20 protein-coding genes and 2 tRNA genes are annotated in these 22,292 nt (G+C 72.4%); 7 read left to right on the top strand and 15 right to left on the bottom strand.

Features of this window, described 5'->3' with window-relative positions; genetic code table 11:
* Positions 1–184: 184 nt before the first annotated feature.
* Positions 185–1,855: a hypothetical protein gene (locus CP967_RS28745; RefSeq protein WP_150490756.1), complete on the top strand. Its 1,671-nt coding sequence runs from the start codon at positions 185–187 to the stop codon at positions 1,853–1,855.
* Positions 1,856–1,926: 71 nt separating this feature from the next.
* On the opposite strand, the gene CP967_RS28740 is transcribed toward CP967_RS28745, so the two are convergent.
* Positions 1,927–2,499, bottom strand: coding sequence for an HIT family protein (locus CP967_RS28740; RefSeq protein ID WP_150490755.1), 573 nt, complete (start codon positions 2,497–2,499; stop codon positions 1,927–1,929).
* A gap of 66 nt (positions 2,500–2,565) precedes the next feature.
* Between CP967_RS28740 and CP967_RS28735 the strand changes: the two genes are divergently transcribed.
* On the top strand, positions 2,566–3,243 hold the full coding sequence (locus CP967_RS28735; protein ID WP_150490754.1) for a potassium channel family protein: 678 nt from the start codon (positions 2,566–2,568) through the stop codon (positions 3,241–3,243).
* 29 nt (positions 3,244–3,272) lie between these two features.
* On the opposite strand, the gene thrS is transcribed toward CP967_RS28735, so the two are convergent.
* Positions 3,273–5,249, bottom strand: a complete 1,977-nt coding sequence (gene thrS / locus CP967_RS28730; RefSeq protein WP_150490753.1) for a threonine--tRNA ligase — start codon at positions 5,247–5,249, stop codon at positions 3,273–3,275.
* Positions 5,250–5,498: 249 nt separating this feature from the next.
* Between thrS and CP967_RS28725 the strand changes: the two genes are divergently transcribed.
* Entirely contained in the window at positions 5,499–6,224 is a 726-nt protein-coding gene (locus CP967_RS28725; protein ID WP_150490752.1) for a 3'-5' exonuclease, read from the top strand.
* 77 nt (positions 6,225–6,301) lie between these two features.
* On the opposite strand, the gene CP967_RS28720 is transcribed toward CP967_RS28725, so the two are convergent.
* Positions 6,302–6,373: transfer RNA gene (locus CP967_RS28720), tRNA-Val, on the bottom strand.
* 39 nt (positions 6,374–6,412) lie between these two features.
* Positions 6,413–6,859, bottom strand: coding sequence for an SRPBCC family protein (locus tag CP967_RS28715; protein WP_150490751.1), 447 nt, complete (start codon positions 6,857–6,859; stop codon positions 6,413–6,415).
* A 101-nt stretch (positions 6,860–6,960) separates the two neighbouring features.
* Between CP967_RS28715 and CP967_RS28710 the strand changes: the two genes are divergently transcribed.
* Positions 6,961–9,417, top strand: a complete 2,457-nt coding sequence (locus CP967_RS28710; RefSeq protein ID WP_190175103.1) for an SCO7613 C-terminal domain-containing membrane protein — start codon at positions 6,961–6,963, stop codon at positions 9,415–9,417.
* A gap of 52 nt (positions 9,418–9,469) precedes the next feature.
* Here the strand turns inward: CP967_RS28710 and CP967_RS28705 are convergent, their stop codons facing one another.
* From CP967_RS28705 to CP967_RS28670, 7 genes are all read right to left on the bottom strand, one after another.
* Positions 9,470–12,217: an exo-rhamnogalacturonan lyase family protein gene (locus tag CP967_RS28705; RefSeq protein ID WP_150490749.1), complete on the bottom strand. Its 2,748-nt coding sequence runs from the start codon at positions 12,215–12,217 to the stop codon at positions 9,470–9,472.
* Between the two features lie 64 nt (positions 12,218–12,281).
* Positions 12,282–12,872, bottom strand: coding sequence for a hypothetical protein (locus tag CP967_RS28700; protein WP_150490748.1), 591 nt, complete (start codon positions 12,870–12,872; stop codon positions 12,282–12,284).
* Positions 12,873–12,882: 10 nt separating this feature from the next.
* Positions 12,883–13,743 carry a carbohydrate ABC transporter permease gene (locus CP967_RS28695; RefSeq protein ID WP_150490747.1) on the bottom strand — a complete coding sequence of 287 codons (861 nt, stop codon included), beginning with the start codon at positions 13,741–13,743 and terminating at the stop codon, positions 12,883–12,885.
* Positions 13,740–14,726, bottom strand: coding sequence for a carbohydrate ABC transporter permease (locus CP967_RS28690; RefSeq protein ID WP_373300382.1), 987 nt, complete (start codon positions 14,724–14,726; stop codon positions 13,740–13,742). Before CP967_RS28690 ends, CP967_RS28695 begins: the two co-directional genes overlap by 4 nt.
* Before the next feature lie 19 nt (positions 14,727–14,745).
* The gene (locus tag CP967_RS28685) at positions 14,746–16,032 is read right to left on the bottom strand and encodes an ABC transporter substrate-binding protein (RefSeq protein WP_150490745.1); all 1,287 of its coding nucleotides are present in this window, start codon (positions 16,030–16,032) and stop codon (positions 14,746–14,748) included.
* Between the two features lie 269 nt (positions 16,033–16,301).
* Positions 16,302–16,373 (bottom strand) — tRNA-Val (locus CP967_RS28675).
* A 54-nt stretch (positions 16,374–16,427) separates the two neighbouring features.
* A complete protein-coding gene (locus CP967_RS28670) occupies positions 16,428–16,901 on the bottom strand; it encodes a TIGR02611 family protein (protein WP_150490744.1) in 474 nt (157 codons plus the stop codon).
* A 190-nt stretch (positions 16,902–17,091) separates the two neighbouring features.
* Here CP967_RS28670 and CP967_RS28665 point away from each other — a divergent pair, with 190 nt between their 5' ends.
* Together CP967_RS28665 and CP967_RS28660 are read left to right on the top strand one after the other, a co-directional pair.
* The gene (locus CP967_RS28665) at positions 17,092–17,505 is read left to right on the top strand and encodes an SsgA family sporulation/cell division regulator (RefSeq protein WP_003959770.1); all 414 of its coding nucleotides are present in this window, start codon (positions 17,092–17,094) and stop codon (positions 17,503–17,505) included.
* A 487-nt stretch (positions 17,506–17,992) separates the two neighbouring features.
* A complete protein-coding gene (locus CP967_RS28660) occupies positions 17,993–18,550 on the top strand; it encodes a CGNR zinc finger domain-containing protein (RefSeq protein WP_150490743.1) in 558 nt (185 codons plus the stop codon).
* Positions 18,551–18,566: 16 nt separating this feature from the next.
* Here the strand turns inward: CP967_RS28660 and CP967_RS34155 are convergent, their stop codons facing one another.
* From CP967_RS34155 to CP967_RS28650, 3 genes are all read right to left on the bottom strand, one after another.
* Positions 18,567–18,722 (bottom strand): hypothetical protein, encoded by a 156-nt coding sequence (locus tag CP967_RS34155; RefSeq protein ID WP_167535453.1) that lies wholly within the window; start codon positions 18,720–18,722, stop codon positions 18,567–18,569.
* A gap of 144 nt (positions 18,723–18,866) precedes the next feature.
* Positions 18,867–19,886 carry a LacI family DNA-binding transcriptional regulator gene (locus tag CP967_RS28655; RefSeq protein WP_150490742.1) on the bottom strand — a complete coding sequence of 340 codons (1,020 nt, stop codon included), beginning with the start codon at positions 19,884–19,886 and terminating at the stop codon, positions 18,867–18,869.
* A 220-nt stretch (positions 19,887–20,106) separates the two neighbouring features.
* A complete protein-coding gene (locus tag CP967_RS28650; protein ID WP_150490741.1) occupies positions 20,107–20,568 on the bottom strand; it encodes a hypothetical protein in 462 nt (153 codons plus the stop codon).
* 183 nt (positions 20,569–20,751) lie between these two features.
* Here CP967_RS28650 and CP967_RS28645 point away from each other — a divergent pair, with 183 nt between their 5' ends.
* Entirely contained in the window at positions 20,752–21,267 is a 516-nt protein-coding gene (locus CP967_RS28645; RefSeq protein WP_150490740.1) for a DsbA family protein, read from the top strand.
* Positions 21,268–21,357: 90 nt separating this feature from the next.
* Here CP967_RS28645 and CP967_RS28640 read toward each other — a convergent pair whose 3' ends face one another.
* Positions 21,358–22,197 carry a GNAT family N-acetyltransferase gene (locus CP967_RS28640; RefSeq protein ID WP_150490739.1) on the bottom strand — a complete coding sequence of 280 codons (840 nt, stop codon included), beginning with the start codon at positions 22,195–22,197 and terminating at the stop codon, positions 21,358–21,360.
* Between the last annotated feature and the right edge of the window lie 95 nt (positions 22,198–22,292).

Genomic DNA, 22,292 nt, shown 5'->3' with positions numbered 1-22,292 from the left:
GTCCCGCGACGCTCCCCCGCGGCCTGAACGGCGCGGGAGGGCCCCCGCCGCCCGGCGCCGCAGGCCGGTCCACCGCGGATCCCAGGACATCCCTCAGGATGTTGGCCCCGATTCAGCAGGTGTGCGACGTACGGTAGTTGGGAACAGCCGCAGGAGCAGACCGTGCGGGCGAGTGGGGGCGACGATGGCCGACAGCGGATTCGACTTCTCTCCTGGAGCGCAGATCCCGCTCCAGGGTGCGGGCGCGCAGGCGGTGGCGACCAACGCCCTCGCCTCCGCCGCGTACCGTGACAGCGATGTGACGGAGATCCTCAAAGCCAACAGTGACTGGCACAAGTCCGAGGTGAAACCGGGCAGTTCGAAGCTCTTCAAATCCGATTACTTCAAGCCGAACTTCGGTGAGGCGTTCTCGCGGGCGGTCCAGGAGCGGATGCTCGGCGGTGGCCGGGCCGCGCTCATCCAGTCCTTCGGGACGGATCCGCAGACCGTCGTCGAGCACTGCCTGGCCGCGACCCGGCTGCGCCGGGCGCGTGACGTCAAGCTCACCCTGGTCACCGTCCTGTGCGGTGTGCTCTTCCTGCCCGGTTTCCTCCTCTGGGTCCTGGCCTTCCGGGCGCGCGACTCCTTCGCCAAGTCCAAGGACAAGGCGTTCAGGTCGCTCGGCGGCCTGCTGCTCCTCGTCGTCGGCGGTCTCGCGGTGGTCTTCCTGATCGCCATGCCCCTGACCGGTCTCATCGCCCTCTACCTGCGTGCCGCCGTGGTCGCGCCGGTCATCGGCTGGCTGCTCGCCAAACGCATCGCCGAGGCCTCCGCCAAGGACATGCGGGCGCGCTGGGAGGGTCTGCTCAGCGGCGGCGGGATCAGCGCCAAGATCCCCGAGGCGGCTCCGAAGAACCCCAACGAGACCGCGCGCGAGGCGCTGCGCCAGGGGCTGGAGAAGCTCGCCGCCGAACAGCAGTCCAACTCCGTCTTCTACGCCGGTGCCAAGGGCATCCTCGGCATGGGCACCCGCTGGGGCAGCTGGCATCTCGCGGAGGAGCTCGTCTCCGCCGACCCCGCGAAGGAGTTCCACCACTTCCACAGCTGGGACGTGGTCAAGGCCATCCACGACCAGCTCAAGCTGCTGGAGCGCGGCCCGCTGAAGACGGGCGGCTTCACCAAGCCGTCCGTGAAGCACTGGATCGTCTCCCCCGTCGGGGAGGGCGCCGACTCCGTCACGCGGCCCACCGGCGAGGACGTCGCCACCTTCCAGGTCAAGCCGCACGAGATCCAGCGGATCTGCAACCACCAGCAGTTCAGCAGCGGGGACCGGCATTACCTGGGGGTGCAGTTCGTCCTGTGGGACGGCCAGCTCGTCATCACCATGCTGATCACCGTGACGGTGCTCTACGAGACCCTGCGCATCGAGGTCACCGGACACGCGCTCGGTCCCGTGCACGGGCTCTTCCTGACCAAGCCCGCGGCCGAGACGAAGACGGTGAAGAAGGCCGTCCGGTTCTGGGAGACCCGTTCGATCACCCTGCCGCTGGTCAAGGCGAACGAGGTGGTCCGCCTCGCCCTGCGGGCCCCGCTCACCTGGTACCCGCCCCTGCTGGAGTACCTCGGCGGGAAGATGGTGCTTCCGGAGCCGTTCGGGCTGCGCCACGCCTGGGCGGCCAAGCCCTGGGGCCACCGCTTCATGGCCGACGACGCGATGCGGGCGGCCACCCCGATCCTGCGGGTCGTGCACTCGGCGGCCATCCAGGTCCTGAAGGACCACGGCGTGGACACCAGCCGTTTCGACAGCCGCTCCATGGCCCTCAGCGGCGCGGTCCAGGAGGCGGCCCCGAAGAAGGCCGACGTCTACGACGCCTGACGGCGCGGCCGGGCCCGCGCGCACGGGAGGGGCGCCCCGCGCGGGGCGCCCCTCCCGGTCGTACCGCGGGTTCAGACCGTCAGCGGTCCGGCCGGCCATGCGGCGGCCAGCATCGTCCGGGTGTCCCCGAGCAGCTGCGGCAGCACCTTCGTGTGCCCGACCACCGGCATGAAGTTGGTGTCCCCGCCCCAGCGCGGCACCACGTGCTGGTGCAGGTGGGCGGCGATGCCCGCGCCGGCGGACTCGCCCTGGTTCATGCCGATGTTGAATCCGTGCGCCCCGGACGCCGCCCGCAGCGCGGTCATCGCCCGCTTGGTGAAGTCGGCCAGTTCCACCGTCTCCGGCCCGTCCAGCCCGGTGTAGTCGGCGACATGGCGGTAGGGCACGACCATCAGGTGCCCGCCGTTGTACGGGTACAGGTTCAGCACGGCGTAGACCTTCTCGCCCCGCGCGACGACGAGTCCGTCCTCGTCGGACTTCGAGGGGATCACGCAGAACGGACAGCCGTCCCCGGCCAGCGGCCCGCTCGGCTTGTTCTCGCCCTGGATGTAGGCCATCCGGTGGGGGGTCCACAGGCGCTGGAAGGCGTCGGGCGTCCCCACTCCGATCTGCTGTTCCGGCTCGCTCGTCATGCCCGCCAGCATATTGCGTCACCCCCGCCGCGCGTGTCGCCGGGGGCGCCCCCGGCGGAGCCCCGCGATGCTGGCGCCATGAGCGACCGCACCGCCGCCCCCGCCCCCCGCCGGCTCAGGGAATGGGAACAGCGCGTGGAGGTGCCCCTCCTCGCCGCTTCCCTCCTCTTCCTCGCCGGCTACGCGGTCCGCGTCCTCGCCCCCGCCGGGGCCGGGTTCTGGCGGGACCTCGCCGCCGCCCTCGTCGGCGCCGTCTGGCTGCTGTTCGTCCTGGACTACGGCGTGCGGGTCCGGCTGAGCGGCCTGGGCCGGCGCTTCGTCCGCTCGCACGGGCTGGACACCCTCGTCGTCCTGCTGCCGCTGCTGCGCCCGCTGCGGGTGGTGCACCTGTACACGGCGGTCCAGCAGCGCCGGGAGCACCCCCGGCTGAGCCTGTACGCACGGGTGATGGCCTACGCCGGTGTCGCGGCCGTCCTGCTCGGCTTCGCCGCCTCCCTCGCCGTCTACCAGCAGGAACGGGACGCCCCGGGCGCCTCCATCCGCACGTTCGGCGACGCCGTGTGGTGGGCGTGCGCGACGCTGACGACGGTGGGGTACGGGGACGCCACCCCCGTCACCCCGGCCGGCCGGGTGGTCGCGGTGGGGCTCATGGCGTGCGGGCTGGGACTGCTGGGGGCGGTGACGGGGTCGTTCTCGTCGTGGCTGATCCAGGTGTTCTCCCGGGAGGACGAGCGAAGGCCCCCGGCGGGCGGATAGCTCGCCGGGGGCCTTCGCCGGGCCGCGGATCAGACCTGTACGCGGTCCTCCACGGCCTTCGCGATCTTCGCGAGGGCCTCGTCGCGCGGGATGCCGTTCTCCTGCGAACCGTCGCGGTAGCGGAAGGAGACCGTGCCGGCGTTCATGTCGTCGTCACCGACGATGACCATGAAGGGGACCTTGGCCTTCTGGTGGTTGCGGATCTTCTTCTGCATCCGGTCCGCGGAGGCGTCCACCTCGACGCGCAGCCCCTTCTTCCGGGCCTCGGCGGCGAACTCCTGGAGGTACTCGACGTGGGTGTCGCCGATCGGGATGCCGACCGCCTGGACCGGGGCCAGCCACACCGGGAACGCGCCCGCGTAGTGCTCCAGCAGAACCGCGAAGAAGCGCTCGATGGAACCGAACAGCGCACGGTGGATCATGACCGGGCGCTGCTTGGTGCCGTCCGGGCCGGTGTACTCCAGGTCGAAGCGCTCGGGCAGGTTGAAGTCGAGCTGCACGGTCGACATCTGCCAGGTGCGGCCGATGGCGTCCTTGCACTGCACCGAGATCTTCGGGCCGTAGAACGCGGCGCCGCCCGGGTCCGGGACCAGCGGGAGTCCCTGCTTCTCGGCGACCTGGCGCAGCGTCTCGGTGGCCTCCTCCCATGCCTCGTCCGAGCCGACGAACTTCTCCGGGTCCTTGGTGGACAGCTCCAGGTAGAAGTCGGTCAGGCCGTAGTCCCGGAGCAGGTTCAGGACGAAGGTGAGCGTCCGGTCCAGCTCCTCGGCCATCTGCTCCCGGGTGCAGTAGATGTGCGCGTCGTCCTGGGTGAAGCCCCGCGAGCGGGTCAGGCCGTGCACGACGCCCGACTTCTCGTACCGGTACACCGTGCCGAACTCGAAGAGGCGCAGCGGGAGTTCACGGTAGGAGCGGCCGCGCGCGTCGAAGATCAGGTTGTGCATCGGGCAGTTCATCGGCTTGAGGTAGTAGTCCACCCCGTCGTCGAGCTGCATGGGGGGGTACATGCCGTCGGCGTACCAGTCCAGGTGGCCGGACTTCTCGAAGAGCTTGCCCTTGGTGGCGTGGGGGCTGTAGACGAACTCGTAGCCCTCCTCCTCGTGGCGGCGCCGCGAGTAGTCCTCCATGGCCCGGCGGATGACGCCGCCCTTGGGGTGGAAGACCGCGAGGCCGGGGCCGATCTCGTCGGGGAAGGAGAAGAGGTCCAGCTCGTTGCCCAGCTTGCGGTGGTCGCGCTTGGCGGCCTCCTCCAGGAACTCCAGGTGCGCCTTGAGCTCGTCCTTGGTGGGCCAGGCGGTGCCGTAGATGCGCTGGAGCATCGGGTTCTTCTCGCTGCCCCGCCAGTACGCCGCCGCGTTCCGCATCAGCTTGAACGCGGGGATGAACCGGGTGGTGGGCAGGTGCGGGCCCCGGCAGAGGTCCTTCCAGCACAGGTCGCCGGTCTTGGGGTCGAGGTTGTCGTAGATGGTCAGCTCGCCGCCGCCCACCTCGACGTCCGCGCCGTCGTCCGAGGAGGCGGAGCCCTTGATGCCGATGAGTTCCAGCTTGTAGGGCTCGTCGGCGAGCTCCTCGCGGGCCGCCTCGTCGGTGACGACGCGGCGGGAGAACCGCTGGCCCCGCTTCTGGATCTCCTGCATCTTCTTCTCGACGGCCTTGAGGTCCTCGGGCGTGAACGGCTTCTCCACGTCGAAGTCGTAGTAGAAGCCGTCCTTGACCGGCGGGCCGATACCCAGCTTGGCCTCGGGGAAGAGCTCCTGGACCGCCTGCGCCATCACGTGCGCGGTGGAGTGGCGCAGGATGTTCAGGCCGTCCTCGGAGGAGATCTCCACGGGCTCGACGACCTCGCCGTCACGCAGCGCGTACGCCAGGTCACGCAGCTCGCCGTCGACCCGTGCGGCGACGACGGTGCGCTGTCCGGGGAAGAGTTCGGCGGCCGTCGTGCCCGTCGTCACCACGTGCTCTTCCCGCTCGGAATCGCGTTGGATGATCACACGGACGTCTGACACCGGTCTCTCCTGACTGAGGGGGTGCGCCGCTTCCTCCTGCGGACGCAAGACGAATCGTACCGAGCCACGGGCCCCCTGCGCGAAAGGGATACCGCCCCGGGTGGCGGCGGTCACCCGGGGCGGCGTACGGGGAGGTGTGCGGTGCCTCCGGCGGGGCGGGGGGCGGCGTATCCGGCCGGGCGGGCGGGTATCACCGGTCCGGGCAGAGGCGACGGGGTCATCTGCCGCTCACGGGCGAGGAGTTCGGTGATGACGCACTGGTTCGACGGCCCGCTGGCCGCTTTCGACACCGAGACGACGGGCGTGGACGTCGAGAAGGACCGGATCGTGTCGGCCGCGCTCGTGCTCCAGGACACGGCGGGCGGGCGGCCGCGCGTCACCCGCTGGCTGGTCAGCCCGGGGGTCCCGGTCCCCGCGGAGGCGACGCGGGTCCACGGGCTCACCGAGGACCACCTCCAGCGCAACGGCCGGTGGCCGGCGCCGGTGATGGAGGAGCTGGCGCGGGGGCTGGCCGAGCAGTGCGCGGCGGGGCGGCCGCTGGTGGTGATGAACGCGCCGTTCGACCTGACCCTGCTGGACCGGGAGTTGCGGCGCCACCGGGCGTCCCCGCTCTCCGGATATCTGGGGGGCAAGCCCTTGTGCGTGCTGGATCCGCGGGTCCTGGACAAGCATCTGGACCGCTACCGCAAGGGCCGCCGCACGCTGGCGGATCTGTGCGGGCTGTACGGGGTGGAGCTGGAGGAGGCGCACGACGCGGCGGCCGACGCCACGGCCTCGCTGGAGCTGGTGCGCGCGGTGGGGCGCCGGTTCTCCTCGCGGCTGGGCGGGCTGAGCCCGGCGGAGCTGCACGACCTGCAGGCCGGGTGGCACGCGGCGCAGGCCCGGGGCCTGGAGGCGTGGTTCGCGAGAAACGGTACGCCGGAGGCGGTGGACCCGGCGTGGCCCCTGCGTCCGGCGCTGCCGGCGGTGGCCTGAGGGCCCGGAGACAGGGGAGACACGGGGAACGCGAAAGCCGGCCCGTCGGTACTGCTGACGGACCGGCTCTCCCCGGGTGGGCGATACTGGGTTCGAACCAGTGACCTCTTCGGTGTGAACGAAGCGCTCTCCCACTGAGCTAATCGCCCGGGAACGGGTTGAACCATACAGGGCCCGGCGCCCTGTGTTCAAACCGCTCGCAGCCACGCCGCCAGCCCCCGGCGTCCGGCACGCATCATCAGGGTGTGGTTGACGCGGAAGAACGGGCGTCCGGGTACGGCGAGCCGGCGCAGCAGCGCCTTGCGGACGACCACCTCCTGTTCGTAGAGGACCCGGCTGCCGGTCCCGTACGGGGCGACCGTCCAGCGCGCCCAGCCGTCGAGGTCCCCGCCCAGGACGGCCTCCAGGACCCCGGCCGCGGGGTCGTACCGGCCGCGGCGCAGGGTCAGGCGGAGGCCGTAGGGGAGGAAGGAACGGAAGTACGCCCGTGCCGTGGTGTCGTCGACGCGGGTGACCCGGCGGACCTGGGGCCACCAGCGCGGGTAGTCCTCCGGCCGGCCGAGGGCGTGGTGGACGGCGGCGGGCGGGGCGGGCAGCTCCCAGACGCTGGTGAAGCGGTAGTGGTTCGGGTCCATGGGGCAAGTCTGCGTGTCCCGGCCCTACTCAGGCGCGTCCGCCGCGGAACTGAGTACCTGAGCGCATGCACGGCGGCGGGGCCGCCGCGACACTCCGGTACATGACTCATGTGCCGCCGCCCGCCGAGGAATTGGTGCTCCTCGACCGTGAACTGGCCCGGCTGGACGCCCGCCGGCTCCAGCTGCTGCACCGCCGCGCCTGGCTGCTGAGCGTGCTGGGGCCCGTCGTCGCGCCGCCGTCCCGGCCGCCGGCACGGGCGGTCTCCGGACCCGGCCCGGCGGCGCCGCCCGTGTGGAGCGCTCCGGTGCCCGCCGGGCCCGCCGCCGTGTCCGGCGGGCGCGGCGCCCAGAACGTGCTGCTGGTGCTGGGCGGTCTGCTGCTGGCGGTCGCCGCGATCGCGTTCACCCTGTTCAGCTGGGGCGAGATGGGGATCGCGGGCCGTTCGGCGGTGCTGGCGGCGGTGACGGCCGGCGCGCTGGCGGCCCCGGCCGCGCTGCTGCGCCGGGGGCTGACCTCGACGGCGGAGGCGCTGGCGGCGGTGGCGCTGCTGCTGACGGTGCTGGACGCGTACGCGCTGCACGCCGTGGCGCTTCCGGACGCGGACGGCCTGGCCTTTGCGGCGACGGCCGCCGCGGTGCTCGCCGGCGGCTGGGCGGTGTACGGCGTGGTGCTGGGCCGGCTGCGGCTGCCGCTGCCCGCGGCGGTGGTGGCGGCCCAGCTGCCGCTGGTGCTGGGCGCGGCGGCGGCGGACGCCTCGGCGCTCGTGACCGGGTGGGCGCTGCTGCTGACGGCCGCGGCGGACCTGGCCCTGGTGCTGCGGGGCGGGAGGCTCGCGGTGCGGGTGACGGCCGGTGCCGGGGCGGGGTGCGCCGGACCCCTGGCCCTGCTGACCGCGGTGTTCCTGTCGCTGTCGGCGGGCGGGGTGGCGGGCGCGGTCGGGCCGGGCGTGCTGCTGCTGGCCGGTGCGGGGGTGGCGGCGGCCTGCGGGTGGCGGGCGCCGAGGGAGTGGGCCGTGGCTGCCGGTGCGGTGGCGGGTTCGGCCGCGGTGGCCGCGGTGGGCGGGGTGGTGCGCCCCGGTGTGCCGGGGAACTGGGCGACGGTGGTGTATCTGCTGTGCGCGGCCGCGCTGGTGCCGGTGCTGCGGGTGCGCGCGGTGCCGCGTCCGCTGGGCGGGGGTGTGCTGGGGGCGTCGGCCGCGGTCGCGGGGTGGGCGGTGCTGTGGGCGCTGCCGGTGACGGCGGTGGCGCTGCTGGGGCCCGTGGAGGCCGCGGCCGGGCCGTGGTCCGGGGCTCCGGAGGGGTTGCGGGCGGCTTCGGGTTCGCCGGCTCCGTGGCAGGGGGGTGCCGCGCCGGTGGCGCTGCTGGTGGCCGCGGCGCTGCTGGGGTGGCTGTGCTCGGGCCGTGCCCTGTCCGGGGCGCCGGGCGCGGTTCCGGGTGCCCGGGTGCGTACGGCCGCCGGTGCGGGGGCGCTGGGGCTGGTCTGGTGCGCGGTGCCCGCGGCGCTCCTGGTGGCGGACGCGCCGTACGCGGTGGCGGTGGCGGTGGAACTCCTCTCGGTGGCCGGGCTGCTGGCGTGGGCGGTACGGCGGGAGCCGGACGCTGTGACGGGGACGGCCCTGGGATGCGCCGGGGCGGGCGCGGTGGGCGCGGGGCTGCTCGCGGCGGCCTCGGAGCCCGCCACCTACGCGGTGTTCCTGGTGCTGGCCGCGGTGTGCGCGGTGACGGCGGTGCGGGCGGGGGCGCTCGTGGTGCGGGCGGCCTTGGCGGTGGGCGCGGTGCTGTGCGCGGTCGTGCCGGCGGTGTGCGTGGGCGTGTCGCTGGGCTGGGGTGCGTACGGCGCGGTGGTGGTGCTGGCGGTCCCGGCGGCGACGGTGGTGCTGGGCGCGCGGCTGCGGCAGGCCGCGGTGGCGCTTTCGGTGGAGGGCGCGGGCGCGTCCGGGGCGCTGGTGGCGGTGGTGGTCGCGGTACCGCGTCCGCCGGTCCTCGCCCTGGTGCTGGCGCTGGCCGGGGTGCTGGCGGCCGCGACGGCGCTGCGGGCCGCGCGGCGGCCGTTCGCCGGGTATCTGGCCGCCGTGCTGTTCGTCCTGGCGTCGTGGGTACGGCTGGCGGCCTCTGAGGTGGCGGAGCCGGAGGCCTACACCCTGCCGGTGTCGGTGGCGGCCTTCGCGGTCGGTCTCCTGCGCCGCCGCCGGGACGCGGAGACGTCGTCCTGGGCGGCGTACGGCCCGGCGCTGGGGGTGACGCTGGTGCCGAGCCTCATGGCCGCCTGGGGCGACCCGCACTGGCTGCGTCCGCTGGTGCTGGGGGCGGCGGCGCTGGCGGTGACGCTGGTGGGGGCCCACCGCAGGCTCCAGGCACCGCTGGTGCTGGGCGGTGCGGTGCTGGCGCTGGACGCGCTGCACGAGCTGGCCCCGCATGTGGTGCAGGTCTTCGACGCGCTCCCCCGCTGGGCGTTCCCGGCGCTCGCCGGGCTGCTGCTGCTCGCCGTCGGTGCGACGTACGAGCAGAGGCTGCGCGACGCGCGCCGGGTGCGGGAGAGCCTGGGCCGGATGCGGTAGGGCCTGTCCGCCGGACGGCCCCACCGGGTCCGGGGCGTGTCCCGGACAGCCCTCAGGAGGGCATCCGGTCGCCGACGAGGGCGAGGTTCTGGATGGCCGCGAGGCCGTACAGGGCGGTGGAGTTGGTGGAGACCCAGGCGGCTTCACCGCCCTGTACGAGGGCGGTGGGGCCGTCGATCTCCTTGATGCTCCAGTCGGTGCCCTCCTTGTAGTCCCAGGCGTCGGCGCTGCCGTAGAACTGCTTCCAGGCCCGGGTGGCGAGGGTGACGTCACCGGTCTGCACGGCGGCGTAGGCGTCCTGGCGCGAGTGGCCCTGGAAGAGCAGCAGGGTGCCGAAGTGGGAGCCGTAGCGGGCGGCCTGTTCGGCCTTGGTGGCGTTGTAGTAGCGGCAGTAGTCGATCCAGGCGGCCTTGAACGCCGGCATGTCGATCATGTCGATGAGTTCGGCGTTGAGTTCGACCAGTCCGAACATGGCGGACAGGTGCGAGACCCCCACCTCGGGTTTTCCGGCGACGGCGAACCTCCCCGTGTCGAGGTCGTAGAGGGCGGTGCCCTGGACGAAGCCGTTGGGCTGGGCGGCGATGGTCTCCATCGTGGACAGGACCCGGTCCCTGGCCTTCTCCCACTGGGGGCCGCGCCGTTCCCACTCGGTGAGCCAGGCGGAGACGAGGCCGCTCCAGTCGGTGCCGAAGCCGATCGAGAGGGCGTTGCGGTCGGGGGTGTAGGGCTCGGTGCGTATCTTGCGGAGGGGGTCGAGGGCGAGGAAGGTCTCGTCGGAGTCGACGTTGGCGCGCATGAGGTCGCCGACGCGTTCGTCGGCGGTGAGGAAGTAGAACATCCGCCGGTAGGTGGTGTTGGCGATGCGCTGCTGCTTGGCGCTGTCGGCATAGTGCTGGACCCCGTGCCGGGTGCCGAGGCCTGCCCATGTGCCGAGGTGGTAGACGTCGACCTCGCCGGTATGGCGGGTCATCGCCTCGGCGAAGCGGTAGATGTCGGCGCGGCCGGAGCGCATGTAGGCGTACCAGAGCCAGAGGTCGGGCGAGAGTTCGGAGTTGTCCCAGGCGTAGCCGCCGACGTCGTAGCACCACTGGTGGCGGGTGGGGTCGTAGGTGTGCATGATGTCGCCGTAGTCCCAGAAGCCGTACCAGCGGCGCATCTCCACCTGGTCCTTGTAATAGGTGAAGAGGAAGTCCAGGTGGTCTTCGATCCTCGACTTGGCGGCGGTGGAGCGGTCGGGTTCGGAGAAGAGCCCGCCGAAGACTCTGGCCTTGATCAGCTGCCGGGGCGGGGCGGCCAGCTGGGGCGGGGTACGGACGGCTTCGGCCTGCCGGGCGAGGGTCTCGGGGGCGGGGGTGGCCCCGTTGGCCCAGAAGAGGAGTTCACTGGTGCGGGCGATGCCGTAGGGGGTGCCGAAGCCGGGTTCGTAGTCCTCGTAGGTGATGTTGAGCCCTTCGACCTGTTCGGGGTAGGTGTCCTGGCCCATGCCGTCGTGGTAGAAGCGCAGGTCCATGGGCTGGGCCTCGGGTGACCAGAGCCAGAGGGTGACCTCGGCCTCGTCGGTGTGGGCGCCGCGGATGTCGAGCTGGGCGGGGTGCTTCTCCCAGAAGTCGCGCAGCCCGAAGGAGAATCCGCCGCTGGGCCCGCCGACGTAGCCGAATCCGGAGGCCCGCCGTCCGCCGCCGGCGCCGATCCAGCCGTGGCCCTTCCCGGTGCGCTTGCGCAGGGTGAAGCCGTCGGCGGAGAGCTGGGAGAGGGTGTAGTCGCCCCATTCGGGGATGTACCGCAGGCGCGTGGTGACGCGCTGATCCCAGGTGGCGGGGTCGGGCAGCCGCTTCCCGGCGAACTGTGCCTCGCGGACGGCCGCGCCGGGGTCGCGGCGCAGGCCGGTGATGCCCTTGACCGCTTCGCGCAGCAGCCCGGTGCCGTCGCCGCCGATCCGGATGTGCCGGTCGTAGGCGGCGTCGCGCAGGGGGACGGTGAAGCGGACGCCGAGCCCGCGGACGAAGTCGCCGCTCGCCTTGCCGGGTTCCTGGGTGCCGTCGTAGGTGACGGTGTGCACCATCCGGAAGGAGTCGGCGCCGGCGTAGAAGTAGAGGCGTACGGAGAAGGGCATCCAGGAGCGCGATCCCTTGCGGTGCCTGCCGTCGATGCGGACGACGGCGCGGACGGGCCCGTCCTGTTCGATCACGGTCTCCTCGACGACGCTCTCGAACCGCTCGTGTTTCCAGGCGCCCTGGTCGCCGTCCTCGATCTCGTCCTGGCGGAGCAGGACGAGCCGGCCGTCGCGGGCGATCTCGGTGGAGCCGCGGGTGACGGTCCTGACGAGGGCGGAGCCGCCGGTGCCCAGCTTCGCGGTGATCACTCCGGTGGAGACGGTGACGGTGCCGCCCTTGCGGACGGCCGTGACCTTGTTCGCCGGGGCGGCGGCGGCGCCCGGGGTGAGGGTGAACTTCTCGGCGGTGACCTCGGGCCCGACGGCGTGCGCGGTCCATTTGAGCGAGCCGTCCGGCCAGTAGCCGATGGGCCAGGTCTGCACGGGGACGTCCTCGCCGTCCTCGGTGGCCAGCGCGAAGGTCTGGTCGCCCGGGTGCCGCCCCTGGGGCCAGGGCACTCCGAGGGTGGTGCCGGGGGCGGCGCCGAGTCCGCCGGACTCCAGCCAGGTGAGGGTCACGGGTTCCGCGGTCTCCGGCGTGCCGGGGGCGGCGGTGGCCGTGGCGGCGCCGGCGGTCCAGCCGAGCTGCGCGGCGGCGCCGGCCGCCGCCGCTGCCTTCAGGAGGGTTCTGCGGGGCATCCTGGACATGGTGGTGCCTCTCTCCGTACGGATCGGGGTCATGCGACAGGGGGAAGAGGGGGTGCCGGCCGGGTCAGCGGGCGAGCCGGCGGGCTTCCACGGCGGTGGCCGCGGCGGCGAGGGCCCCGAGGACGGGGACGGCCAGCGGCAGCACGAGGGCGCCGGACAGGGCGACGACGGCCATCCCGCAGACCAGCAGCAGGGAGCCGGCCGGGTCCTGGACCGTGCGCCGTCCCGCGTCGGCCAGCAGCGTCCGCCAGGTGGCGCGGGGTTCCCAGAGCGCGGCGGCCCGTACCACCGCGACGAGGAGCCCGATCAGGGCGAGGACGCCGACGGCCCCCACGAAGGGGCCGCCGGGCAGCCCGGCGCGTACGGCCGCCAGGTCCACCAGGAGCAGCGCTCCGGCGGCCGGCACGGCGGCGCCGACCAGCCATCCGCCGCGTGCCGCCGCGCGGGTGTCGGCGGCGAACTCCCGCAGGCCGCCCCGCTCCCCGGCCAGATGGCGGCGCAGGTGCCGGGTCCCGGCGGCGAGGGCCGCGGGGAAGGTGACGAGCGGCAGCGCGGCGGCGGCGATCCACACCCCGGTGAGCATGCACTCGGCGAACAGGGCGAAGCGGTCCTTCACCCGTGAACCGCGCGCGGCCTTGCGGGAACCGTTCCTCATGGTGTCCTCCTCAGCCCTTCAGGCCGGAGGTGGCCATGCCGTCGATCAGGTAGCGCTGGAAGGCCAGGAAGAAGGCCAGCACCGGCAGCAGGGCGACGAGCGACATGGCGATCATGCCGCCGTAGTCGGCCACGGCGTCCTGGTCGATGAACATCTTGAGCCCCATCGAGACGGTGTACTTGTCCGGCTCGTTGAGGTAGAGCAGCGGGCCCATGAAGTCGTTCCAGGCGTTGATGAAGGTGAAGATCGCACTGGTGATGAGCGCGGGCCGGCAGAGCGGCATGACGATGGACCAGTAGATCCGCAGGTGCCCGCAGCCGTCGAGCCGGGCGGCCTCGTCGAGTTCCCTGGGCAGGCCCCGCATGAACTGCACCATCAGGAAGACGAAGAAGGCGTCGGTGGCGAGGTACTTGCCGATGAGCAGCGGGGTGAAGGTGTTGATCAGTTCCAGCTTCTGGAACATCACGTACTGCGGGATGATCAGCACGTGGTACGGCAGCAGCAGGGTGCCGATCATGACGGCGAACATGGCGTTGCGGCCGGCGAAGCGGACCTTGGCGAAGGCGTACGCCGTCAGCGAGCAGGACAGCACCACACCGATGACCGAACCGACGGCGATGTAGGCCGAGTTCAGGAAGAAGGTGGAGATCGGGATGTCCGCGATGCCTTCGGTCAGGCGGGTGTAGTTGTCCGTGACCGGGTCGGCGGGGAACAGGTCGAGCGCGCCGATGATGTCCGCGCTCGGCTTGAAGGACGCCCCGATGGTCCACACCACGGGGTAGAGCACCACGGCGAGGAGCACGAGCGCGCCGAGGTGCCAGGCCAGGGCGCCCGGCCCGCGGCGTCGTACGGCTGCTGTCAGGAGGCTCATCGGCCGCCCTCCTCGTAGTGCACCCAGCGCTTCTGGGACCAGAACAGGACGGCGGTGACCAGGCCCACGGCGACGAGCAGCAGCCATCCCATGGCGGAGGCGAAGCCCATGCGGCTGTTCACGAAGCCCTGTTCATACAGGTAACAGGTGTAGACGAGCGTGGCGTCGGCGGGCCCGCAAGTGGCGTTGGAGACGATGTAGGCGGAGCCGAAGACCTGGAAGGAGTGGATGGTCTCCAGCAGGACGTTGAAGAACAGCACCGGCGAGATCATCGGCAGGGTGATGTGGAAGAACCGGCGCCAGCGGCCGGCCCCGTCCACCTCGGCCGCCTCGTACAGCTCGCGCGGCACCTGTTTGAGGCCGGCCAGGAAGATCACCATCGGTGCGCCGAACTGCCAGACGGTCAGCGCGACCAGCGCGTAGATGATCATCTCGGGGTCGCCGATCCAGCCGCCCACCTCGATGCCGAACACCTTCTGCGTACGGTCGACGAGGGCGTCGTCCGAGAACAGCGCCCGCCAGACGATGGCCGCCGACACGCTCGCGCCGATCAGCGAGGGGGCGTAGAAGGCCGCCCGGTAGAAGGACTGGCCCCACCGCTTCTGCGCCAGCAGCATGGCGACGGCGAGCGCGGCGGCGAGCTTGACCGGGGTGCCGATCAGCACGTACCAGGAGGTGACCTCGACCGACTGGCGCCAGCGGGGGTCCGCGAACATGTCGGTGAAGTTTTGCAGGCCGACCCAGCGGGGCGCGTCGAACAGGTTGTACTCGGTGAACGAGAGGTACAGCGAGAACACCATGGGCCCGGCGACCAGGAACAGGAAGCCGGCGATCCAGGGCGACATGAACAGGTAGCCGGTCAGGTTCTCCCGGCCCCCGGGCCGCTTCGGCGCGCCGGCCGGGGGCCCGCTCCCCCCGGGGCCGTTCCGCTTGCCGACGGGGCCGCCGGCCTCCGGGGCGCGCGCGCCCGGGGAGGTCTGGATGTGAGTCACCGCGGTCCTCTCAGTTCGAGGCGAGGGCGGTCTTCGCCTCGGAGAAGAACTGCTTCACGGACTCCTCCGGCGAGCTCTTGCCCAGGGACAGGTCGGTGCCTATGCGCAGGAAGGCGGCCTCGATGACGTCGGCGCCCGCCGGGTGCGGGGTGATGGGCTCCAGGACCCCCGCGTCCGCGATGGCGGTCTCGTAGGCGCCGATCGCCTTGTTGGGGGCGTCGGCGGGCTCGTACGCCTCGAACTGGGCGGTGGTGGCGGGTACGCCGCGGTCGTAGCCCATGATGCGGGCGACCTCGGGGTCGTGGGTCATGAAGCTGATGAAGGTGGCGACCTCGGCCGGGTGCTTGGTGCGGGCCGACCCGCTGAGCATCAGCGAGCCCAGGTACTGGCCGGTCCTCTTGCCGTCGGTGGTGGGGATCGGCGCCAGGCCGTAACTGCTCTTGCCCTCGGCGCTGTAGCGCACGGAGAAGTTGTCCCAGGTGAACTCCCCCGCGGAGAGCCCCTTGGCGGTCGCGGAGGCGGGCTTGATCTGCTCGACCTTCTTGGGGTCGGCGTAGACGCCCGACTTCACCCGCGCCAGGGCCTCGGTCCAGTACGGCAGCAGTTCGGCCTCGCCGAAGCCCATGCCGTCCTCGGTGAAGAACGCCTTGCCGTTCTGGCGGAGCATCAGGTCGTAGAGGTACATCACCCCGTGCGGTCCCGCGTCGCCGGCGATGCCCTGGCCGTTCTTGATCTTCTGCATGCCCGCGTACCAGTCGTCCCAGGTCCAGCCGGCCCCGGGGGCGACGCCCGCCTTCTCGTAGACCTTCTCGTCGATGACCAGGGCCATCGAGTTGCTGCCGACCGGCACCCCGAACAGCCTGCCGTCGATCTCCGCGAACTTCTCCAGCCCGGCGCGGAAGCCGGTGAGGTCCAGGTTCCCCTTCTCCGCCTGGGGCTTGAGGTCGAGGAGCACGTTCTTGGCCTCGTACTTGCGCAGGAAGGTCACGGCGTTCTGGATGACGTCGGGCGGGTTGCCGCCTGCCGCCTGGGTGTTGAACTTCTTCCAGAAGTCCGCGTACTGCTGGAAGTCCGTCTTCACCTTGATCTTCGGGTGCTTCTTCTCGAAGAGGGTCACGCACTGCTGGACCTTCTTCGCCCGGTCGTCGGCGCCCCACCAGGAGTGCCGGATGGTGACCGTGCCCCCGGAACCGCTGCTCCCCGAGCCGCACCCGGCCGCCGTCAGTCCGAGCCCGGCCGCCGAGAGACCGGCCAGCTTCAGCATCTGCCGCCGGTCGATGCCGTTGTTCCGAGACATGGCTCGCCCCCGTCCATTCGCATTGAATCGTTTTAGAAAGCGCTTGCCGGGTCAACGTAGGGAGCGGGGACGGACACGTCAACGGTTCGGACGAAAATTTGCCGGACGACCGGCCCGGAGGATCCGCCGGCCGGGGCGGCGGCCGGCAGGGCGGGCCCGCGCGGCGGGGCCGGGGCTCCCGCGGGGGCGGGGCCTGCCTCCGGGTGGACCACACGCACGAACGCCGATGGCCGGAAGCCTCGGTGAGACTTCCGGCCATCGGTACGGGGTGGGCGATACTGGGTTCGAACCAGTGACCTCTTCGGTGTGAACGAAGCGCTCTCCCACTGAGCTAATCGCCCCGGCGCACCGCAAACATTACCCCATGTCAGCGGTGCTCCCGGACCACTTCCGGGTCACTGATCGATCTTCCACGGCATGACTATGCCGAACTTCCAGACGTAGACCCCCACCAGCACGGCGATGATCACGAGTCCGAGGGTGGTCAGGATGATGTTGCGGCGCCGCACCTTGGGGTCGAGAGCCCGCTGGGCGGCCTCGGTGACCTTGCGCTTGGTCCAGCGCAGGACCAGCTGCGCCCAGACGAACTCCGTCGCCCAGATCGCCATCCCTCCGAAGATCACCAGCCAGCCCGGTCCGGGCAGGACCAGCATCGCGGCACCGGCGGCGACGACCGCCAGGCCCACGACGAAGATCCCCACCTGCCAGCTCACCAGCAGCACCCGCGAGGAGCGGATGTACGCGGGCGCCCGCGATCCCAGCTCCCGCTCCTCCGGCTTCCCGTCCGCCGTCCGCCCGTCCCCCGCAGCGGATCCCGAGGCCGCCGGCGCGGCGGCCTCCTTCTTCCGCTCGTCACTCTCCGCGTTCATGATGCCCAACCTACCGGAACGGCTCGCGTCACCGGAATGGACGCATGACTCAAAGTTACACACCGCTGGACGAGGGGGCCGAAGCGTCACAAATGGGTCAGAGGGGTTTACAACGCCACCGTAGGTGGCATGTCGATTTCGCCGACGTGCGAATCCCCGAGCGCACACTGAGCGAAAGGCCCTGGCGCTTATGAACACCACGGTCAGCTGCGAGCTGCACCTGCGCCTCGTTGTGTCGAGCGAGTCCTCACTGCCTGTACCTGCGGGCCTGCGGTATGACACGGCCGATCCCTATGCCGTGCACGCCACCTTCCACACCGGAGCGGAGGAGACGGTCGAGTGGGTTTTCGCCCGTGACCTCCTCGCCGAGGGGCTGCACAGGCCCACCGGCACCGGAGACGTCCGCGTCTGGCCATCCCGTAGCCACGGTCAGGGCGTCGTCTGTATCGCGCTGAGCTCCCCGGAGGGCGAAGCACTGCTGGAAGCCCCGGCGCGGGCCCTGGAGTCGTTCCTGAAGAGGACCGACGCCGCGGTTCCGCCCGGTACCGAGCACCGTCACTTCGACCTCGATACGGAGCTCTCACACATCCTGGCCGAGAGCTGAGCCAGGCCGAGAGCTGCGGGACGCCGTCCGACTCGGGGAGACGGCGTCGCGCGGACAACCTCATACGGCAGACGACGGCGCCGTCGCCGCGGAACCCACCGCGGCGGCGGCGCCGTCGCGTCCGGGGCCAGCGGGCACGGGCGCGTCCGGGTGCCGGGCCCGCCGTCCGTACGGGCCCTTCCGCGGGCCTCCCGGGCCCGGCGGGGCTCCGCAGGACCGGCCGGGCGCCGCAACCGGGCCCTGGAGCCCCGCCCGGGCCCCGGCGCAGGCCCCACCGGTCCGCACAGGCCCCGCAGACAGGCCCCGCGGGCCCCGCGGCGGGGTTCCGGGCGGCCCTCCGGCGAAGCCGCGCCCCCGCAGGGCGTGGCGGCGGGCACCGGCCGTGGCGGCGGGCGGGACCCTACCGGGGCCGGGTGGGTCCGGGCCGAGCCAGTAGAGTCTTCCGCCATCGGCGGGCGCCCGCCCGCCGGAGGCCAGGGAGCGAAGCGTGCTGATCCCACACGACACCCGGATCGCCCTCGACACGGTGGTGGATCTGGTGAACACCGCGCCGGAGAGCGGGCGCGACGACGGGCTCGCGGACGTCGAGGCGCTCTACGGCTTCGCCGAGCGGCACCACATCAGCGGCGTGGGGGTGCTCGACGAGAAGGACCTGCGCGCGGTGCACGCGGTGCGCGAGCGGTTCGCGGAGATATTCGCCGCGCCCGACGCGCGCACCGCGGCGGAACTCGTCAACCGGCTGGTGGCGGCGGCCGGCACCACGCCGCAGCTCACCGACCACGACGGGTACGACTGGCACGTGCACTACTTCGCGCCGGACGCGTCGGTCTCCGACCACCTCGCCGCCGACTGCGGCATGGCCCTGGCCTTCATCGTCGTGGCCGGGGAGCAGGAGCGGCTGCGCCGGTGCGAGGCGCCGGACTGCCGGTACGCGTTCGCCGACCTGTCCCGCAACCGCTCGCGCCGTTACTGCTCCAGCCGCACCTGCGGTAACCGCCTGCACGTCGCGGCGTACCGGGCCAGGCGCCGGGAGGCGGCGGGCTGAGCGACCGTCGCACCGGTCACAGCAGGAAGAGGTCGTGCAGGGCGGCCATCAGCAGCAGACCGCCGACCACCGTCAGGAAGATCATCAGGGGCGGCTGCGACAGCGCGAAGAGGCAGCCGCGCGGCTCCTCGGCAGGGGGTGCGGGGGCCTCGCCCCGGTATGTGTCCACCATCTCGTAGCGATCATGACGCAAAGAGACCCGTGCACCGCGCCAACAGCCCCCTGTACGGGGCCGGTTCACTCTCTCCGGGCTGTGCGGAATCGCTCCGTTGTCTGACATCCGGTCAGATTTTCGGCCCGGTGGGCCGGGGTGCGGTCAGCGCGGGGCGGCGCTGGAGGCACGTACGACGAGTTCGGGCTGGAGGACCACGTTGCGGTGGCGGTGGCTGCCGTCGGGGTCGTCCGCCTCCTCCAGGAGCATCTCGGCCGCCATCCTGCCCATGGCCGTGGCGGGCTGCCGCACGGACGTCAGGGGGACGGCCGCGGCGGCGGCGAACTCGATGTCGTCGTACCCGACGATGGCGATGTCCTGCGGCACCCGGACGCCCGCGGCGTACAGCGACTGCAGGACCCCGAGCGCCAGCAGGTCGTTGGCGCAGAACACCGCGGTGGGCCGCGGGACGAGACCGAGCAGCCGGGCGCCGGCGTCCCGGCCGGCCGCCACGTCCAGCCGGCCGCCGGAGATCTCCACCAGCGCCCCGGGCCCGAGACCGGCTTCCGCCAGCGCCTGGAGGGCTCCCTGACGGCGGTCCCTGATCTGGTACAGGTCCCCCGGCCCGCTCACGTAGGCGACGGTCCGGTGGCCCGCCGCGACCAGGTGCCGCACGGCGAGCATGCCGCCGCGGACGTCGTCCACGCACACCGCGCAGGTGTCCGGACCCGCCGCCACCCGGTCGACCAGCACATAGGGGATGCGGTGGCGGCCGAACGCCTCCAGGGTGCCGCCGGTGGCGTCGGCCGGGGTGATGAGGACGCCGCAGACGCGCTGCTCGGCGAAGAGTCCGAGGTACTCGGCCTCCTCCTCCTGGCTCTGGTCGCTGTTGCAGACCATGACGCCGAGACCGGCGTCCCGGGCCGCGCGTTCGGCGCCGCGGGCGATGTCCACGAAGAAGGGGTTGCCCATGTCGAGGACGAGCAGCGCCATGATGCGGCTGCGGCCCGCCCGCAGCTGGCGGGCCGATTCGCTGCGTACGTAACCGAGCTCCTCGATCGCCGTGAGGACACGGGCCCGGGTGTCCGGAAGCACCGCCTCCGGGCGGTTGATCACATTGGAGACGGTGCCCACCGAGACACCGGCCCGCCGCGCCACGTCCTTGATCCCTGCCACACGCCCCACTTGCCCCGCCCCACTGGTGTGTACGGCCGTCGTACGGCGGCGCGTCCCCGTCCCCGGGAGCAGGGCGTACGGGCGGTCCGGGCCGCCGGGCCCGCTCCCAGGAGGTTTGAATTGATTCAATCCGAGCGGACGCTAGCCCCGGCGCGGGGACACCGTCAAGGCGGAGGGCCCGTGTCCGCCGAGGAGGCGTCCGGATGCCGGGCTCTCCCGGGTCCTCCGTTCAGATGCCGTGCTTCTTGAGGATCGCCTCGATGTCGCTGAAGTCGTCGCCGCCCGTCGCGGCGGGACCCTTCTTCTTCGCGTTCCCGGCCCGGGAGCCGGAGGGCGCGGTGCTCCCGGCCGTCAGATTCGGTGCGGACGCACCGGGGGCGACCGCGTCCGCCCGGCCCGCCGCGCGGGCGGCCTTGCGCTCCTTGCGGGTGCCGCCGCCCCTTCGTTCGACGGTCCGGGCGGTCACGAACAGCAGCCAGGCCACCGCCAGCAGTCCGAAACCGAGCCAGACGACCGGCTCGAAGACGATCCCGGTGAGCCACTCCACGACACCGGTCAGTACGAGGCCGATGGGCACCAGCGCGTAGGCGGCGATCCGGGTCGCCGTGAGGAAACGCCTGCGGTACGCGCTGATCGCGGCGATCCCCAGTCCGGCCGCCGACACCGCGGAACAGATGGTCTCGGCAAGCATCACGGCCTCCAGCGCGTCGGGGACATCTCTTCCATCGTGCACCCCCGCCCCGGGCGCAGGCCACGGGCCGGGCCCACATCAGGGACTTCTCAGGGCCGGGCTCCTCCTTGAGGAGTGCCCACGGGGGGCCGGGCCGGGCCCGGGCCGGGAGGGGGCGGCCCGGCCGCCTGGGAGACTGGTGCCATGAGCGATTCCACCTCCGCGGCACCGGTCGTCCTCGACGCCTGGTTCGACCTCGAATGTCCCGACTGCCACCAGGCCCTGACCGATGTCCACGCGCTGCGCGCGCGTTACGGGGACCGTCTGGAGATCCGGCTGCGCCACTTCCCGCTGGAGAAGCACAAGCACGCCTACGCGGCGGCGCAGGCGGCCGAGGAGGCCGTGGCGCAGGGCCTGGGGTGGCCGTACGCCGAGGCGGTACTGGCGCGCACCGCCGGTCTGGCCCGCGGGGGCGAGCCGGTACTGCTGGAGGTGGCCCGCAGGCTCGGACTGGACGCCGAGGAGTTCGACACGGCCCTGATCGACGGCCGGCACCTGCTGATCGTCGACGCGGACCAGGCCGAGGGGAAGGCCATCGGCGTCACGGGGACGCCTACGTACGTCATCGGTGACCAGCGGCTGGACGGCGGGAAGAGCCAGGAGGGCCTGCGCGCCCGGATCGAGGAGATCGCCGACCGGCTGCTGGCGGACCGGGACTGACCGCGCCGCCCCTCCCCCGCGGCCGGTGATTACGGGGGCCGGTCCGGGCCCGGGGCGGTGACCGCGGGGGCCGGTCCGGGCCCGGGGGCGTCAGAGCGCCTTGGCCAGGTTGTACTGCGTGGTGGTGTAGCCCAGCGACTCGTACAGCCGGAGGGCGGGGGTGTTGGTCTCGAAGACGTGCAGGCCGAGCCGGCCGAGTCCGGCGCGCAGGGTGAGGTCCTCGGCGAGGTGCATCAGCGCGCGGCCGTAGCCGTGTCCCCGCACCTCCTCGCGGACCTCGACGTCGAAGACGTAGCCGATCGGCGCGTCGTGCGGGGCAGCGCTGTGCCGCGCCACCCAGACGTGGCCGAGGACGTCGTCCCCGCGGACGAGGACGTGGAAGTGCATGCCCTCGGTGGCCAGGCCGTCGGGCAGTCCGGTGGCGTGGTCGCGTTCGGCCTTGAGGCGGGCCTGGTCCTCGGGGACGTCCCGCTCGATCCAGCTGCGCGCGTACTCCTCGACGGAGGTGCTCGCCCAGGCCGCGTACTCCTGTTCCGTCATGGGGCGCTCGGTGACCCCGTCGGGGAGGGCGGGGGCGGGGGCCTGGAGGGACTTGGCCATGTTGCGGCTGCGCGGGGTGTAGCCGAGGGCGGTGGCGAAGGCGGTGGCGGCCTCGTTCCCCTCGGGGACGACGAGGCTGATCCGGGTGCAGCCCCAGCCGCGGAGCACCTCTTCGGCAGCGAGGGCGGCGATCGTGCCGCGGCCGCGCCTGCGGTCGCCCTCGTCGATGCGCAGGGAGCGCAGCACGGCCGCCGAGGATCCGAAGCGCGGGTCGGTGCCGATCTCGACGGCACCGACCGGGCGGCCGTTGTCGCACACCTCGTAGGTACGTGTCCGTGCGCCGTCCGCGCCTTCTTCGGCCGGCCCGGCCGGCCGCAGTGTGGTGGTCATCAGAGGTTTCTATCCGGTGGAGGGCCGTTTCGTCACCCGGGTTCCTCCGTCACCCGGTCCCGGGGCTCCGGGCGGAAGGGGCTCCGGGCCGAAGG

This window comes from Streptomyces nitrosporeus (assembly GCF_008704555.1).
GTDB classification, from domain to species: domain Bacteria; phylum Actinomycetota; class Actinomycetes; order Streptomycetales; family Streptomycetaceae; genus Streptomyces; species Streptomyces nitrosporeus.
Note: the sequence above shows the minus strand (reverse complement) of the source record. Positions and strands in the feature narration are given on the sequence as shown.

Excerpts from the sequence above, each read along its gene's own strand:
- CP967_RS28745 (WP_150490756.1), top strand. The coding sequence starts at position 185 with ATGGCCGACAGCGGATTCGACTTCTCTCCTGGAGCGCAGATCCCGCTC.
- CP967_RS28740 (WP_150490755.1), bottom strand. The coding sequence starts at position 2,499 with ATGCTGGCGGGCATGACGAGCGAGCCGGAACAGCAGATCGGAGTGGGG.
- CP967_RS28735 (WP_150490754.1), top strand. The coding sequence starts at position 2,566 with ATGAGCGACCGCACCGCCGCCCCCGCCCCCCGCCGGCTCAGGGAATGG.
- CP967_RS28725 (WP_150490752.1), top strand. The coding sequence starts at position 5,499 with ATGACGCACTGGTTCGACGGCCCGCTGGCCGCTTTCGACACCGAGACG.
- CP967_RS28715 (WP_150490751.1), bottom strand. The coding sequence starts at position 6,859 with ATGGACCCGAACCACTACCGCTTCACCAGCGTCTGGGAGCTGCCCGCC.
- CP967_RS28710 (WP_190175103.1), top strand. The coding sequence starts at position 6,961 with ATGACTCATGTGCCGCCGCCCGCCGAGGAATTGGTGCTCCTCGACCGT.
- CP967_RS28705 (WP_150490749.1), bottom strand. The coding sequence starts at position 12,217 with ATGTCCAGGATGCCCCGCAGAACCCTCCTGAAGGCAGCGGCGGCGGCC.
- CP967_RS28700 (WP_150490748.1), bottom strand. The coding sequence starts at position 12,872 with ATGAGGAACGGTTCCCGCAAGGCCGCGCGCGGTTCACGGGTGAAGGAC.
- CP967_RS28695 (WP_150490747.1), bottom strand. The coding sequence starts at position 13,743 with ATGAGCCTCCTGACAGCAGCCGTACGACGCCGCGGGCCGGGCGCCCTG.
- CP967_RS28685 (WP_150490745.1), bottom strand. The coding sequence starts at position 16,032 with ATGTCTCGGAACAACGGCATCGACCGGCGGCAGATGCTGAAGCTGGCC.
- CP967_RS28670 (WP_150490744.1), bottom strand. The coding sequence starts at position 16,901 with ATGAACGCGGAGAGTGACGAGCGGAAGAAGGAGGCCGCCGCGCCGGCG.
- CP967_RS28665 (WP_003959770.1), top strand. The coding sequence starts at position 17,092 with ATGAACACCACGGTCAGCTGCGAGCTGCACCTGCGCCTCGTTGTGTCG.
- CP967_RS34155 (WP_167535453.1), bottom strand. The coding sequence starts at position 18,722 with ATGGTGGACACATACCGGGGCGAGGCCCCCGCACCCCCTGCCGAGGAG.
- CP967_RS28650 (WP_150490741.1), bottom strand. The coding sequence starts at position 20,568 with ATGCTTGCCGAGACCATCTGTTCCGCGGTGTCGGCGGCCGGACTGGGG.
- CP967_RS28645 (WP_150490740.1), top strand. The coding sequence starts at position 20,752 with ATGAGCGATTCCACCTCCGCGGCACCGGTCGTCCTCGACGCCTGGTTC.
- CP967_RS28640 (WP_150490739.1), bottom strand. The coding sequence starts at position 22,197 with ATGACCACCACACTGCGGCCGGCCGGGCCGGCCGAAGAAGGCGCGGAC.